General features: G+C 40.6%; 12 protein-coding genes. 5 read left to right on the forward strand and 7 right to left on the reverse strand.

Annotation, left to right across the window (positions count from 1 at the left end):
* A complete protein-coding gene (gene priA, locus Q0L00_RS11970) occupies nt 1-2,520 on the forward strand; it encodes a primosomal protein N' (protein ID WP_297337118.1) in 2,520 nt (839 codons plus the stop codon).
* Nucleotides 2,521-3,132: 612 nt separating this feature from the next.
* Here priA and Q0L00_RS11975 read toward each other — a convergent pair.
* Nucleotides 3,133-4,032 (reverse strand): alpha/beta hydrolase, encoded by a 900-nt coding sequence (locus Q0L00_RS11975; protein ID WP_297337119.1) that lies wholly within the window; start codon nt 4,030-4,032, stop codon nt 3,133-3,135.
* A gap of 120 nt (nt 4,033-4,152) precedes the next feature.
* Here Q0L00_RS11975 and Q0L00_RS11980 point away from each other — a divergent pair, with 120 nt between their 5' ends.
* From Q0L00_RS11980 to Q0L00_RS11995, 4 genes are read left to right on the forward strand one after another with little or no spacing between them, the layout of a single operon-like run.
* Nucleotides 4,153-5,235: an efflux RND transporter periplasmic adaptor subunit gene (locus tag Q0L00_RS11980; RefSeq protein WP_297337120.1), complete on the forward strand. Its 1,083-nt coding sequence runs from the start codon at nt 4,153-4,155 to the stop codon at nt 5,233-5,235.
* A gap of 2 nt (nt 5,236-5,237) precedes the next feature.
* Nucleotides 5,238-6,494, forward strand: coding sequence for an FtsX-like permease family protein (locus Q0L00_RS11985; protein WP_297337193.1), 1,257 nt, complete (start codon nt 5,238-5,240; stop codon nt 6,492-6,494).
* Entirely contained in the window at nt 6,491-7,180 is a 690-nt protein-coding gene (locus Q0L00_RS11990; protein WP_297337121.1) for an ABC transporter ATP-binding protein, read from the forward strand. The genes Q0L00_RS11985 and Q0L00_RS11990 overlap by 4 nt, the downstream gene beginning before the upstream one ends.
* 23 nt (nt 7,181-7,203) lie before the next feature.
* Complete coding sequence (locus Q0L00_RS11995; RefSeq protein WP_297337122.1) at nt 7,204-8,406, forward strand: serine hydrolase domain-containing protein; 1,203 nt, start codon at nt 7,204-7,206, stop codon at nt 8,404-8,406.
* A gap of 156 nt (nt 8,407-8,562) precedes the next feature.
* Here Q0L00_RS11995 and Q0L00_RS12000 read toward each other — a convergent pair whose 3' ends face one another.
* The 6 genes from Q0L00_RS12000 to Q0L00_RS12025 all read right to left on the reverse strand — a co-directional run bounded on the left by Q0L00_RS12000 (nt 8,563) and on the right by Q0L00_RS12025 (nt 15,354).
* Entirely contained in the window at nt 8,563-9,693 is a 1,131-nt protein-coding gene (locus Q0L00_RS12000; protein WP_297337123.1) for a 6-bladed beta-propeller, read from the reverse strand.
* A 774-nt stretch (nt 9,694-10,467) separates the two neighbouring features.
* A complete protein-coding gene (locus Q0L00_RS12005) occupies nt 10,468-12,624 on the reverse strand; it encodes a peptidase domain-containing ABC transporter (RefSeq protein WP_297337124.1) in 2,157 nt (718 codons plus the stop codon).
* Nucleotides 12,608-13,138, reverse strand: coding sequence for a redoxin domain-containing protein (locus tag Q0L00_RS12010; protein ID WP_297337125.1), 531 nt, complete (start codon nt 13,136-13,138; stop codon nt 12,608-12,610). Before Q0L00_RS12010 ends, Q0L00_RS12005 begins: the two co-directional genes overlap by 17 nt.
* A gap of 22 nt (nt 13,139-13,160) precedes the next feature.
* On the reverse strand, nt 13,161-13,814 hold the full coding sequence (locus Q0L00_RS12015; RefSeq protein ID WP_297337126.1) for a hypothetical protein: 654 nt from the start codon (nt 13,812-13,814) through the stop codon (nt 13,161-13,163).
* 4 nt (nt 13,815-13,818) lie between these two features.
* Nucleotides 13,819-15,048, reverse strand: a complete 1,230-nt coding sequence (locus tag Q0L00_RS12020) for a carboxypeptidase-like regulatory domain-containing protein (RefSeq protein ID WP_297337127.1) — start codon at nt 15,046-15,048, stop codon at nt 13,819-13,821.
* Nucleotides 15,049-15,156: 108 nt separating this feature from the next.
* Nucleotides 15,157-15,354 carry a hypothetical protein gene (locus Q0L00_RS12025; RefSeq protein ID WP_297337128.1) on the reverse strand — a complete coding sequence of 66 codons (198 nt, stop codon included), beginning with the start codon at nt 15,352-15,354 and terminating at the stop codon, nt 15,157-15,159.
* Between the last annotated feature and the right edge of the window lie 433 nt (nt 15,355-15,787).

Genomic DNA, 15,787 nt, shown 5'->3' on the forward strand with positions numbered 1-15,787 from the left:
GTGCAAAGCCTTTTTGGAGACGAAGATTTTAGCCAACCGTCCGCATCACTTTCATTTGCAGATGTGATTTTGCCGGTACCCATTCCGAGAATGTTTACCTACAAAATTCCTAGAAATCTTATTTCTGAAATCCAGATCGGGGCCAGAGTGATCGTTCAGTTTGGTAGAAAAAAAGTCCTCACCGGAATTATCGGAAAAGTACATCAAAAAGCTCCACAGGCATACGAAGCCAAACCCATCCTGGAGGTACTCGATGTTCAACCCTCTGTCAATCCCCATCAGATCCAGTTTTGGGTTTGGATGTCGGACTATTACTGCTGTCATATCGGAGAAGTCATGTTTGCGGCATTGCCTTCGGGGCTTCGGCTTTCCAGTGAATCCAAAATTCAAGCCCATCCCAATTTTGATCGGGAAAATGCCCCCTACCCCATGGATGAGCGGGAGGATAAAATATTAGCTGCACTGGAGCAAACTTCAGAGTTAAGTTACGAGGACTGCGAAAAAATACTGGGCATCAAAACCATTCATCCGATACTGAAAAGTTTGGTGACTAAGGAAGCCATTTTAATTTTTGAAAAGGTCCAAGAAAAATATACTCCAAAAATTGAAACCCGGGTACGGCTTACCGCAGAATTTGTCACCGAAAGAAAAAGCCTCGAAGCTCTTTTTGAGGATTTGGCTAAAAAGCCGAAACAGGAATCCATCCTGCTTAAATACTTGCGGGATGTGCCCATTTTCAATTCTCCCGAATTGAATGAAAAAGGACTGGATAAAGCTAAACTCTTGGAGGAAGGAGATTCGGAAAGTTCGTTGAAAACCCTGATTAAAAACGGAATTTTTGAAAGTTTTAAACAACTCATCAATCGAATCGGGGAAGTAGAACCCGAAAAAGAAGCAGCCAAACTCTCCCCCTTCCAAACCCAGGCTGTTCACAAAATCAAGGGGCATTTTGAGGATAAAAACACCGTATTGTTTCATGGAATCACGGGAAGCGGGAAAACCGAAATCTACATTCAACTCATACAGGAAGTACTGGAGAGTGGCTCTCAGGTCTTGCTTCTGCTTCCAGAGATCGCCTTGACCACCCAAATTGTGAGCCGCTTACAACAGGTCTTTGGTTCCAAAATGGGGGTCTATCACTCCAAATATTCTGACAACGAACGCGTGGAAGTTTGGAATGGGGTCTTGAGCGGACGATTTTCCTTTGTAGTCGGCGTGCGCTCTTCGATCTTCCTTCCTTTTGATTCTTTGGGACTGATCATTGTGGATGAAGAACATGAGTCGAGCTATAAACAGTTTGATCCTGCCCCAAGATTTCAAGCCAGGGATGCAGCGATCATGCTCGCTTTTATTCATCAGGCAAAAACCCTTTTGGGATCGGCAACTCCTTCATTTGAGTCGTATTATAATGCCAGCAAAGGAAAATACGGCTATGTGCAATTGACCTCACGATTTGGGGATGCCTCCCTTCCCGAATTTCACTTAGCGAATTTGGCCGCAGACCGAAAGAAAAATCTACTCAAACTGGATACCTGCAGACTGCTACGAGATAAAATTCAGGAGGCCTTAGATAAAAAAGAGCAAGTACTTATTTTCCAAAATCGCCGTGGTTATTCTCCTTACATCCAATGTGAAGACTGCGGCTGGACCGGGCAATGTGTGCAATGTGATGTGAGCCTGACCTATCACCAGTTTGCCGAGGAACTTCGCTGTCATTATTGCGGATATAAAGAAAAAGTCCCAAGTTCCTGCCCCGCTTGTGGGAGTAGTCAACTCAGTACCATGGGAATGGGTACCGAGCGAATTGAAGAATCGCTGACTTTACTTTTTCCTGAAGCTCGGATCGGGCGAATGGACCTGGATACCACCCGCAGCAAATATGGCTATCAACGTATTTTAGATGAATTTGGAGCGGGACAAATCGATATTTTGGTAGGTACACAAATGATCACTAAAGGGCTGGATTTTGGAAGGGTAACGGTCGTGGGAATCTGGGATGGTGACCGGATATTAAATTTTCCGGATTTCCGAGCTGGAGAACGAGCTTATCAACAGATCACTCAGGTGGCTGGAAGAGCTGGCAGAAGAACAGAAAAAGGGCAGGTCATCATCCAAAGTAGAAATCCAGCCCATCCGCTTTTTGAGCAGGTGATCCAAGGAGATTACGAAGCTTTCTTCCAAAAGGAAATGATGGATCGAAAGCAATTTTTCTATCCTCCTTATGTCAAGTTGGTCAAAATTACCACCCGGCACAGCGATTTTAAAACTGCGGAAAAAGCAGCCATCGCACTCCATCGGCAGATCGCACAGATTCCTGTAAAAAAAATTGATTTGGGTCCTGAAAAAGGGCTGATCGGCCGTATAAAAAATCAATACCAATTCGAAAGCTTGATCAAATTGGAACGCTCAGGAACCACCCAAACTACATTTAAAGAAAAATTGGGCGATATTTTACAAGAGCTTCAAGCTATTCCGGCTTTTCGGGCTGTTCGATGGATTGTAGATGTGGATCCGAGTTAATCAAACTGTCATTATCTGAAATTGAAATTTCTGTCGCCAAATTAATTTTAAAGGATTTCATAAGCAGAAATACACATCCCGTGAAATAGCGCTTGACTATTTCTAGCGATGAAAAGCTTTTTGAGAAAATCAAATAGTGCCTAGCCAGAAAATAAAATGGGGTACTAGTTTGGTTGATGGACAGTTCGAAAAGAAGGTTAAGCAAAAAATCCAGCTTCTCGACGGCATGGCATGGGTGGGTTTATAAAGTCACTGCAAAAATTCAATATTGACTTTACTTAGGGTTAGGATTGGAAAGAAGTCCTAAACAACCACTGATCAACCAACCTTTTGAAGAGTTATAAAGCTGGAAAATTCAAGGCTTTTTTTACTCTGCAGGATTCAATACTACAGGTAGTTCTTAGCGCAGGCGAGGAGCTGGTAAAACACACAATTATATCGTGATATTTTTTGTGTTTTTACCTCATCAGACCGAGATAAAATAGAGGCCGGTCATCCCTCGAAAAGAATCATTTAAATCTAGAGGGCAGCATCCATTATTCCGTTTGCAGGATATCCTCCAATTGAGGTCATGGTCGCCTCAGACATGGGCTTTCTAAAACTTTGCAAAGCTTACTTTCCCGTACTGACTACCGAGGAACTCCTATTCATACTGCCTTGGGTTTGGGATTGAATAAAGCCCAAAACATCTTCATAACCTTTTTTCCAAGTCCAAAAATACTGGGTAATCATGGGAATATGCTTGGTTTTGGGGTAGAATGAATAGGTCAAGTCCACTTTCTTTTCTTCGGCTTTCTTACGAAAACGCTCCACGGTCAGCCGAATACCCGGGTAGGTCTTTTCTCCCTCCATCAACAAAAGGGGCACTTCATTTTCATCCAAAAAGTAAATTGGAGAAAAGGTCTTCCAGACTTCAGGGTCTTCGGTAAAAGCATCATAATTATCCGAACCATTCGGTTTATCCCGCATCTGCTCTAAAAACCAATACCAATCCAAGCCAGCCGGATCATTCAGGATAGCTCCTTTGAGGGGATTGGGTCTACCCAATTCATTCCAAGGCTTTTTTTTGATCGCAGCTAAAGCCGCCAAATGACCTCCTGCCGAATGCCCCGAAACAAAGATCTGCCCAGAATCTCCGCCAAAATTGGAAATATTTTTCTCCACCCAGTCTACTGCCATTACAGCAGCCCTTTCCATATCATCCACTTGGTAGTCCGGTGCCAGGGGATAATCGATGATGACGGTCACCACATCTCTACGCGCAAATCGATTTCCCAAGAAGTGATAAATTTCTTTTCGCCCTTCGTTCCAACTTCCTCCATGAATAAAAATCAAGACAGGCAGGTTTTTGGCCTTTTTAGGTGAAAAAACATTCAGCTCCTTGACAGGTAATCCGAAGGAATTATCAGCTTCGATGTAGGGAATGCTCTTTTCCCGAACCACACCTTTGAAAGCGCATGACTGAATAGCGAAAAGCAGAATTGCTGGCAAAAACTGAAAATAATTTTTCATCCTTTAAAAACCGTGATTAGAGTCCTTTGTTTGAGTCGAATTTGTGAGTAAGTTGACAATTATCATGAAAATCCTACATAAAACAGGCTTTCTTTGGTAGCTATTCTTTTCAAAACGAACATGGGCCATTCAAGACTTCTGAGCATTTTGGCATTTTGGGGGCTTTTTTCCTGTATGTCAAACGAGGAGGAAACCACCACTCCGACTATTAGCGACATTACCGAATCTGTCTATGCTTCAGGCAATATCAAAGCCTTGAATCAATATGAAGCCTTTGCCAACGGAACAGGGCCTATTCAGGAGATTTTTGTCAAGGAAGGTGACTTGGTGGAAGCTGGCACGCCCATTCTGGCGGTGTATAATGAACGGGAACGCTTAAGCAGAGAAAACGCGGAATTGGCGCAGGCATTTGCAGATTACCAACAGAATCAAAGTAAGCTGAGGGATCTTCAGTTGGCCATTGATTTTGCAAAAAGCCAGCTGCAAAATGACTCGCTACTTTACGCCCGTCAGCAGAAGCTATGGAAGCAAAATATCGGAACGATTGTGGAATTGGAGCAGCGAGAACTGGCTTACGAAAACTCTAAAAACAACTATCAGTCGGCCCTGTTTCGATATCAAGATGTGGAGCGTGAGATTGAATTCAACTCCAGAAGTGCTGCCAAGTCAGCTGCCATCAGTCGGGCTTTGGAAAGTGACTTCGTACTGAAAAGCCAAATTAATGGTCGGGTCTATTCCCTACCCAAGGAAAAAGGCGAAATGGTAGGCCCTCAGACGGTAGTAGCCGTTTTGGGTGATGCAGAGGAGTTTGTCATGGAGCTGCAAATAGATGAATACGATATCGCCAAGGTGAAAATCAACCAGGAAATTGCGATCACGATGGATAGCTACCAGGGTTCTGTTTTTGATGGGAAAGTGACTCAGATATATCCCCTCATGGATACAAAAACGAAAAGCTTCCGGGTAGAGGCTACTTTCACCACCCCCCCTCCCTCCCTCTATCCGAACCTGAGTCTGGAGGCAAATATTTTAACTTCGTTTGTTGAAAATGCCTTAGTCATCCCAAGAAATTACCTAATCAACGATAGTCAGGTGATCCTTACAGACGGAGATACGGTAAGCGTGGAAGTTGGTATCCGGAATTTTCAGTTTGCCCAAATTCTGAAAGGAATCACTGAAAACAGCGAAATCATCAAGCCATGAAGATGAAGTGGTCATTGATTTTTGAGATTTCTACTGCCTTGATGCTAGCTAGATTCAAGCAAACCGCTATAGCCGCAGTCGGCGTACTTTTCAGCATCACCATGTTTGTGGCTTTATTGGGATTTATGAATGGATTGAATACCATGCTCGATGGATTGGTACTCAATCGTACGCCACACATTCGCTTTTACAATGAAATCAAACCCAATCCCAATCAACCCATTGATCAAAAAAGAGAGTTTGCCGGCGCGTGGAATGTCATCCGCTCCATCAAGCCCTCAACCAGTCGCTTAGCGATCCACAATGCCAGCAAAATCATTCAGGATTTGGAGGAGGATCCACGGGTCTTGGGTGTGAGTAGCAGGATTTCCTCTCAGGTCTTTTTCAATGTAGGCACCATCGATCTGACGGGTTTGGTCAATGGTATCGATGTGGAAAAAGAAACTCAATTATTCGCTTTTTCAGATTATGTAACTGCTGGAAATCTGGAAGAATTGATTCAAAACAATACCCTTATTTTGGGTAAAGGACTGGCCGATCGAATGCTGGCTGATATCGGAGATGTGATTCAGGTCACTACTTCCCAAGGCAACCGCATTCAACTCAAGGTAGTTGGGTACTATCAATCTGGGCTAGGAGATTTTGACAACGCCAATAGCTTTGCTTCGATTTCTACGGTGCAGAAAATGCTAGGTGAGCCTCCCTCCTTTATCACAGACATTCAGGTCAAGCTCAAAAACCTGGAGCTCGCTCCTCCCATGGCACGAGAACTAGAAACCATTTACGAGATCGATGCAGATGACATTCAGACGGTCAATGCGCAGTTTGAAACGGGAACCCAAATCCGTACACTGATCAGCTATGCGGTAGGCATCACCCTTTTGGTCGTTTCCGGCTTTGGGATCTACAACATCCTAAATATGATGATCTATGAAAAGCTCGATACGATTGCCATTCTGAAGGCTATTGGATTCAGTGGTTCGGACGTGAACCGAATTTTCATCACCATCGCTCTGACCATCGGGTTAGTAGGCGGGAGTTTAGGTCTAATCTTTGGCTTTTTGGCCTGTCTTGGAATCGATCAGGTTCCTTTTGAAACTGAAGCATTACCGACGATCAAAACCTTTCCGGTGGATTACAACCCAAAGTACTACCTCATCGGAGGAATATTTAGCATGATCACCACTTATCTTGCGGGGTATTTCCCAGCCAAAAAAGCCAGTGGAGTCGATCCGGTGGATATAATCAGAGGAAAATGAGCAAGTCAGAAAAAACGGTCCTGCAAGCCGAAAATATCGATAAATACTTTTACAGCCCGGTGAAGAATCAAGTACTCAAGCAGGTTTCCTTTACCATCAATCGAGGGGAATTTGTATCGATCGTCGGCAAATCAGGCTGTGGTAAATCCACTTTACTCTACATTTTATCCACTATGGATACCGATTACCAAGGCACACTTCATTTGGATCAGGAGCTCATCACAGGCAAACCTCACGATTACCTGGCACGCATCCGGAATGAAAAAATCGGTTTTGTCTTTCAGTTTCACTATTTGTTGAATGAATTTTCTACCTTGGAGAATGTCATGATCCCTGCCTTGAAATTAGGCAAGTATTCTAGAGAAGAACTCGAGCACCGTGCCATGGATAAGCTCAAAATCTTTGAAATGCAAGAACATGCCTTGAAAAAGGCCAATCAGCTATCCGGTGGACAAAAGCAACGCGTAGCCATTGCCCGTGCGCTAATCAATGACCCCTTGCTAATCATGGGCGATGAACCCACGGGTAACCTGGATAAGAAAAACTCCGATATTGTCTTCAACAAGTTTAAGGAACTCGCTGAGGAATTCAATCAAACCATGCTGATTGTCACCCATGATCCGGAATTTGCAGCAGGGACCAGCCGGATCATTGAAATGGAGGATGGAAGGGTGATTAAATCGTAAATTCCACTAATCCCAAATTAATTATGAAAAAATTAACCCTATTTGTTCTTTTTTTAGCCATCAGCGCTTCTGCCCTACTAGGCCAAAGCCAATTATCACAGGAACGACTCAAACGCTATGATCAATTCTTAGAAACTGAAATTACTACTGGAAAAATACCCGGAGCGGTCGTTTTGATTTACAAAGACGGTAAGAAGGCCTATGAAAAGGCTTATGGATTAAGCGATATTGAAGCTCAAACCCCAATGCAAAGCGATCAAATTTTTTACATTCAGTCTATGACCAAGCCGATTGCGACAGTGGCCTTGATGATGTTATATGAGGAGGGGAAATTTTTCTTGACAGACCCAGTCGAAAACTATATTCCAGAATTCAAAAATCTTCAAGTCTTAAACGACCCTGAGGATGGAAAAAATGGAGAAACGGTACCAGCAAAGCAAAAGATTACTATTTCACAAATTCTAAGTCACACCGCTGGTTTTTCTCACGGATTGGGATCTACCCAACAAGAAATCGATGTAAGGGATGCCCTCTATGCTCAGCCTCATGAAACTATTGAATCACGGGTAAAAGCACTTGCCAGTATTCCATTAATTGGGCAACCGGGCGAACAGTGGTACTATTCTGCTTCTCCAGACATAGCCGCTAGGTTGGTGGAAATTCTCTCAGGACAGCCATTTGATCGATTCTTAAAGGAAAGACTTTTCGATCCTTTGGATATGAAGGATACGGGTTACAACCTTAACGATGAACAGGCAAAACGCATGGTGTCCCTTCATGGATATTCCAAGGAAGGGAAACTTATCAAAATGCCAAATCAAACCAAGACTTCTGGAAACAGAGTTTTTGGAGGTACTCATGGGCTATTTTCCACTGCTCTAGATTATTCAATTTTTGCCAGAATGCTTCTGAACAAAGGAAATTGGAATGGAAAACAATACCTAAGTCCCAAAACCATTGAATTAATGACCCAAAATCATATAGAGGGACTTCCCTATGACTCTGGGCATGGATTTGGATTGGGGTTTGGAATTATGGTCGACTTGGCAGATGCAGATATACTTGGCTCTGAAGGCCAGTATTTTTGGAGTGGAGCTTATTGCACGTATTTCTTTATCGACCCTAAAGAGAAAATGGTATCCTTTCTGATGACCCAAAAAAACCAGTATAGCGATTATTATAGTGACAAAATGAGACAAATGGTCTATCAAGCTATTATTGAGTAAACCAAAAGGCCATTGAATATCAAGGGCCTTTTTAGCTTTTAATACATTTCTAAACAGCATCTTAATTCTCACATTCTTCGATAGACCTGTATTTAGTTATAATCCCAGACTGTAAAATCAATCTTTGTGCACGACGCAATTATGAACCGTAGCGAATTATTTAAACTTTGCCAATAGCAAAATAGGATTATCACTATCCTCAAGCTGGCTTAATACCAATCTCATTTTATTAGGATAACTCTCTACAGGCTTGTTGTCCATAAACACGGCGGCAGGATCTACCACTCCAATGAAGTATCCACCGGAAGCATGAGTAAAGGCAAAGTTTGGAGTTAGGGTAATATCATTCTCAAAACTCAAAAAATCAAAGACTTTAGACTTATTTATCTCCTTATTTCGCACTGCGAAGAAGGGTGCCATGGAACTAAAATAAAATACCAGTTGATGGGAATCATTTTCTAGGTAAAGCTGATTCACCGAATAGTTACTAGTCAGATTTTCCAGCTCATCGTCATTAATGGCTTTATCTCCCCAATTTTGTTTCAGAGAAAAAGCCTTATCCCCATGGTTTATAAACAAATGGGGCACCGGAACCCCGTTCTTTTCGATTTTAAAGATCGTATCGTTCAGAAACCTCCTATAAAGCAAGTCGCCATTTAGAGTCTTAATGAGTGGATACAGAATGATTTGGTCGACAAATCGACTTCGGTATGGAAAAAATGATTGCATTTTACCAAACTGCTCATCCGTTGTCACTAGGTTTGATGAGGTCCCCCCGTCGATCATCGCAAACCCATGATCTTGATTAGGTTCTATCCTAAACCCGGAGATACCAGTACGCTCACTTTCGACAAAGTCACCTGCCAACGTGTATTTCAGGAGATTGTCTGGATTATCGTAGATAAAGATGAAACCGTCCTTCAAGAAAAAATCAACCGGATTTCTATACTCCCCGGGTCCTTCTCCAGTTTTTCCGATTTGTTGCAAAAAATTCCCAGAGGTATCAAACACTTTGATACGAGCCTCTGAAAAACCATCCAATATGTAAATTTTATCTTCGTGTAGGACAACCTTATCGATTTTGGAAACTAAAGATTCTGAAGAAGTCTCTAACGGAATTAGCAAATATTCTGGAAGGATGATTTCTGATAACTTTTCACTTGAAGAACTACTTGCGGAAATATCCCAGCTCGTCAAATTCTGCTGGGACTGATCTACGTTTTGGCAGCTTGTAAGAAAAGCAAAAAGAAAAATGGAGGCTAATAGGTATTTTTTTTCATGGGTCAAAAGAAGAGCAAGGCGTTTGCTTTGCTCAATTCCATAGTTGTTAATGATTTATTGTTAGAAATAATTAATAACAAACTAGTTTAAAAAATCAGTTCCATACATCCAAATCCTTTAGGATCAAAAAACTTGGGATTCTTGGAAAAGTACTAACTGAAAAACGGATTTTTTCGGAATATTCTTCTGAACTCTTAGATTTTACCCCCCAAAAATTCCTTAGTTTATTTTAGAATACCTTAAACTAACAAAATAACCATTCGAATTTCAACTATTTTTAAATTATTATAAATTCTTGGAAAAATCAAACGATGAATTTAATGGAAGCCGCTTGTTACTAAACAGGGTCAGAGTCGCTCAACTTAGAAAAATTAAAACTTCTGACTCTTGTATTGAGGATAGGCGAAACATGGGCCTTCTTACTTCAAAAATAATTCACAGATTTGCATGGGTCATTAATCTACTTGTAGTAATCTAATTTTCAGGTTTCTTACTTAAGCTTTTTAACTTTCTCTTTAGCTCCAGAATCAAAGGGTTTACACAGATTATTGACCGGACTATAAACTGCAAGCTTTGATATTCGCTACTCTCGTAGCTCCCGTGCTCAGCCCGACAAAATAGCCACTGCAAACTGCGACTGAGTCCTGCCTACAAAACCGCCGGTTCCTGCTGACTTAGGCAGTGAAAGGATCCGAGCCCCAAAATGATATCTGTGCTGTCGGTGTGGATTACAAGGGTATTAAGAAAATAATTAGTCAAAACATCCTCATCAAGCGCTAGTCAAATCACGAACACACTTGCTGCTAGCAGATTATCTCGTTGTAGCAATAGCTCGGGGGAACCTATTTCTACTAGTTTACCTTGATCCAAAATTAGCACTTCGTCCGCAAGAAGAGCCGGTCTGATTCGGTGCGTCACTACCAAGACTGGTATCTCTTCCTTTAGCTTCAGGATCAAGTCAAGCATTTTTTGCTCGGTCATCCGATCCATAGATCCGGTGAATTCATCCAGCAGAAGTACCTTAGGACGTTTAATCAAAGCCCTAGCTATGCCCACCAGCTGCTTTTGACCTCCCGACAGATTCACTCCTTCCTCTCCCACCTGAGTAAAATAGCCCTGAGGCATCCGCTCAAAAAATTCATGCAAGCCCAACTCCTGACATCTTCGAACCACCGGTTCAAAACCAGCCGGATTGGGATCCAAGCTGAGATTATACCCCAGACTCCCGTTGAAAATCTTGATCTCCTGAGGTACATACCCCATCTGTTCACGCCAGCCTTTTTTTGAAAAGCTTGGTAGAAAACTATCCCCATTGATAAGAATATTTCCCGATTCCGGCGCATAGAGACCCATTAAAACCTGTGCTAGAGTACTCTTTCCTCCTCCGGATTCGCCCAATAGCACACTCAACTTTCCTTTCTTTAGTTCAAAAGTAAGCCCGTCAAAGAGCAGCTTTCTACCTGGAAAGCGGAAACTCAAGTTCTTTACCTGAACCCGGGTTACTCTCTCCGGAATTTCCGTCCCCTCTCCTACATTTTCCTTCTTCAGCTGTACAAACTCATAAAGTCTATCCCCTGCGATCTTTGCCTCCTGAATTTGAAGATTTGCAAGGGCCAGTTTGTTCACCGCTGGCACCAGCATGCCCAGCATTCCGCTGATGGCCACCAAGACTCCCAGCTCCATTTGATTTTGTGCCAACAGATAGCAGCTAGTACCCAAAACAGAAACCAAAAATACCACACCCGCCAGTTGGGATACCAAGCCCAAATTATTGCTGACTTGTCCCAATGCAAAAACATCTTCCTGAAACTGATGATACGTCCTTTGATTGGCTTTCATAAACAATGCCTCTTTGGATTCCCCCTTGACCGCTCCTATGCCGGTAAGCGTATCGATAAAACCCGATTCCGAACCCGAATAACTGACCATCACCGCTTTCTGACCCTTTTGGATTGGCCTGTGGTATTGGTAAACCAAAATAAAATAAACCGGCAGAAAAATAGCCACCAAACTTCCAACCTCCCAAGAGTATAAGGTTATCGAAACCATGGACACAATTACTACAAAGGAATCCACCATCAGTTCGGTAGTCAATACCGATACCGCCCGCTGAATGCGGCGGGAATCATTCATCCGCGAGGTGATATCCCCGACTTTTCTGGAATCAAAAAACACCTTGGGCAATCCCAGCAACTGCTCAAAAAATCCACTGATCAGGCGGAGATTCAACGCTTCACTCTGACGCACCAAAATGGAAGCACGCAAGTAGCTGAGCACCGATCTACCGATCAAGAGAACAAAAAGCAAAACTAGACCCAAACTCAGCTTTTTCCAGGCTTGATTGGGCAGAAACTCATCGATAAGTTTTTGGGAAAAAACCGCCACAGCTAGCCCCAAGACTGTCACAAGCAAACCCAGAAAACCCGAAATCAACAAAATCAGCAAATCTGGACGGATCAAGTCTAAGATCCATTTTCTCTTTTTCTGACGGCTACTTTCCGAGGTCTCAAACTCCGAACCGGGGCGGATCAGTACCAGCGTCCTGCTTTGCCAGATATCCAAAAGCTTCTCGGCCGTGAGCGATCGAATTCCCAAAGCCGGATCCATCAACAGATACTGTTCTCCATTTTTACCATAGCATACCACAAAATGACTGAACTTTCGATCGATTACTACATGAAGAATGACAGGAAACTCCAGATCGTCCAGGTAATTGATTTGCTTTACCCGAAAGGCATCGCCTTCCATACCCAACTGCCTTGCAGCTTCCACCAAACCCAAAACTGTCGTGCCCTGAATGGCTGTGCCACTAAGAAGACGTAGGTGCTCTATCGAACGCTCCCCTCCAAAATACCGGATCACCGAAGCCAAACAGGCCACTCCACAGTCGGAACTCGCCTGCTGCAAAACCACAGGAATTTTAGCGGGAGCGATCATGGGCTTTTTGAATGGAAAGGGTCAAGTCTGACATGGATACCGCCCCCAAGGAATAATTCACTAGATTACCCTCAGCATCATAAACAAACGTAGCGGGAACTCCGGTCAACTTAAATGCAGAGGCTAATCTAAAAAGGGTATCAGAATAAAAGCGGTGCGTATCCAAATTATCCAACTTGTATTGTACTGCAAAATTTTTGATATCCTCAGACGACTCAGAGGAAACCCATAAAAAACGGGTGAGCGAATCCGCTCTAAAATTTCTTTTAATCAACTCAGCCTCAGACTGACAGATCGGACAGGAGGAATTGAAGTAAATTAAAACAGAAGGGATATCAGTTGTAAAATTCTTTAAGTTTGCAATTTTACCGTCCAAATTATTTATAATTAAACTTGGAACTTCAATGAACAAATTTTTACGACTAAATTGATAGTAAAATTGCAAATAAATAAGAATAAAACATAATAAAACCACTAAAGACAATGAAAAAAAAACAAACTTTCTAGCGTTCATATTTATTTAAACAAGTAGTTTATTAAATAGAAATAAGTAGCCATAAAACTAAGAACAACCCATAAAAAAGAATATACGAAAGAATCAACCACATAGAATTTTTAGTGGAAATATTATGTTGGGTTCGAAATAAATAATATAATGAAAAAATAAACAATATTTGAAAAAAATTAATTCTAGACCAAATAGGATAAAATTGATTAAGATCAGAACTTGAATTCAAAAAATTCAAGATACTTAGGGGATAAAAATGCAAAATATGGTTTTTAACTAAAGGTGGGTAAAAAAATAAAAGAATCACTGATGAGATCAAATCACCTAAAATAACAAAAAGATAGGAGGCTAATATACTTTTCATAATGTGTAATGGGGCAACTATTACATTTAGAATATATGCAACCAAATAAATAAGCCCTGTAACAATTCCAGTTTTTATCATTAGCCATAATGGAGAAAAAGCATCCACAGTCAAATTAATCATGAATCGAGTTTTGCTCCCTTTTCTAAAATTATCATTAGGAACTTCAAGACCTACTTCATTCAAATATACCAATTCAGACCACACAAGATGATTGTAGATTAGTGTTGAAATTAAATTAAGTACAGCAACAATGATAAAAATTCTCCAAAAAGACTGGCTCGCAAATTCTTTTATTGGTGATAGAAAGTGAGACATATACTTATTTATTGGATTTTAAATTTTCTAGATCCCGTGCCATTTTTTGGTATTCAAGTGAATCCGGGATAAAATTATAAGACTTCCAAAAAGCAGAATCATAGGGAATATCTAAATCTCTTAGTTCAGCTTTCCATTCTAGCTTATTTTTATTTTTGATCTTCTCAAAAAAACGCTTATTGTCAAAGACTTCATTTACCCAAAGTTCCATTTTTAATACTTGAATACCGCTTTTCGAATCTGAATCTATAGCAGCCAAGTTTTCTGTACCTTGAGAAAAAAACCTAGACAAATAATATCTATCATTAACTTTACGATACTCCACGATCGAATAATTAGAAAGTGCCTTTTTCAAAAAGAGATCCTTTGTTAAAAGATCAGTTGGCACTCGGGTCATCTCTATGGATATTATAGCATAATCTGTTAAATTGACTAAAAAGAACCCATTGGTCGAAAACATCCCAGTTGGTGCAGAAAAAGAAATTTTCGCAACGGGTTCCATCCCATTTTTAAAAATTGAATCAACCTTAAAATCAAAAAAGCTTAACAAATCTTTATTAATACCCCTAAAATAAGATGGTTCTCGATGGTATCTTCTCAAGATATCTCTGAAATTCAAACTGATTAAAAAGTCATTTTCATCACTTAAAAATAAGGCAAATAATTTCTGTATTAAACTTTCTTCAACGAAATTTTTACTTTTGCGAAGATTATATACTTCAATTTTTCTTCTTAATGGATCTGATCTATAGGAAAAGTCATTTATTCCAATTGCCGCGTCTAAAAATCTCACATAATTATCATCTCTCAAAACAGATTCTCTATAATATGCTTTTAGTAAATGTTGTTTATTCGGATAGTTTTGTTTTATCCTTGAAAATGCATTTTGCATAATCTGCAATGAGGAATCAGCCTCGATTAATACTTCTTGCAAAAAATATGGATCCTGATCCATTCTTATTGTCATGTTATCTGAAACCTCAGAAATTAGAATCTCTACAGGTTTATAACCGATAATTTGAAATATAATTGATGTAATATCACCATCGAAGGTAAAAATAAAGTTTCCCTCTTCATTTGAAAATGTCCCCTGATTACTATCTCTTATATAAATTGAAACATTTTCTATAGAGGAATTGTCTTTGGAATCCACAACTTTTCCCCATATTTTTGAAGTTTGTGAATATACCTTCAAAGGGAAAAAAAATATAACAAAAACTACGATATATTTCACCTATAACTTTTTAATAGTTTACAATACTTAATAACTTCATAAATATAAATAACCCCGGGGCAGACCCCGAGGAATTTTCTAGATTCAAGAAAACACTTTTTTTGTGAGTTAACCTCCAACCGATTGGGGTGCAGCATCGAAATCATAACCATAAGCGGCACAATTGGGGCCCCAAGTTTCCATAAATAGATTAAATCCTCCTTGCCAGCCCCCTGAAGTCCACATTGTAGCTAAAGTAGTACAATATTCGAATCTGTCAGTGCCCCCCACCAGATTTTCCATCTGGTCATTTGTTAATTTTTCCATAGTTGTTAATGGTTAATTGTTAGAAATAATTAAATCGATGGATGATTTTAAGTATTCTAGTTCATACTTCCAAATCACTTATAATCAGAAACTTGCAATTCTTGGAAAAGTACTAGCTGAAAAACGGATTTTTTCGGAATATTCTTCTGAATTCTTAGGTTTTACCCCCCCCCTATTCCTTAGTTTATTTTAGAACACCTTAAACTAACAAAAAAATTAATCGTATTTCAACTATTTTTAAATTGTTTTCAATTCTTGGAAAAGTCAAACGATGAATTTAATGGAATTCCCATGCAATGAAACTGGTGCGGAATCGTTCGCCTCAAAAAAATTCAGACCTCTGATTCTTGTACATAGAATAGCCGAAACAGAGGACTTCTACCTTCAAAAAAAAATCACAAAATTTTCACGGATTCTTGTTCTATCTGTAGTA

Source organism: Algoriphagus sp., from assembly GCF_024305035.1.
Lineage (GTDB): Bacteria > Bacteroidota > Bacteroidia > Cytophagales > Cyclobacteriaceae > Algoriphagus.

Bases quoted from the DNA above. Each gene is read 5' to 3' on its own strand.
- Q0L00_RS12015 (WP_297337126.1), bottom strand. From the start codon at position 13,814: ATGTCTCACTTTCTATCACCAATAAAAGAATTTGCGAGCCAGTCTTTT.
- Q0L00_RS11985 (WP_297337193.1), top strand. From the start codon at position 5,238: ATGAAGTGGTCATTGATTTTTGAGATTTCTACTGCCTTGATGCTAGCT.
- Q0L00_RS11975 (WP_297337119.1), bottom strand. From the start codon at position 4,032: ATGAAAAATTATTTTCAGTTTTTGCCAGCAATTCTGCTTTTCGCTATT.
- Q0L00_RS11995 (WP_297337122.1), top strand. From the start codon at position 7,204: ATGAAAAAATTAACCCTATTTGTTCTTTTTTTAGCCATCAGCGCTTCT.
- Q0L00_RS11980 (WP_297337120.1), top strand. From the start codon at position 4,153: ATGGGCCATTCAAGACTTCTGAGCATTTTGGCATTTTGGGGGCTTTTT.
- Q0L00_RS12005 (WP_297337124.1), bottom strand. From the start codon at position 12,624: ATGATCGCTCCCGCTAAAATTCCTGTGGTTTTGCAGCAGGCGAGTTCC.
- Q0L00_RS12025 (WP_297337128.1), bottom strand. From the start codon at position 15,354: ATGGAAAAATTAACAAATGACCAGATGGAAAATCTGGTGGGGGGCACT.
- Q0L00_RS11990 (WP_297337121.1), top strand. From the start codon at position 6,491: ATGAGCAAGTCAGAAAAAACGGTCCTGCAAGCCGAAAATATCGATAAA.
- Q0L00_RS12010 (WP_297337125.1), bottom strand. From the start codon at position 13,138: ATGAACGCTAGAAAGTTTGTTTTTTTTTCATTGTCTTTAGTGGTTTTA.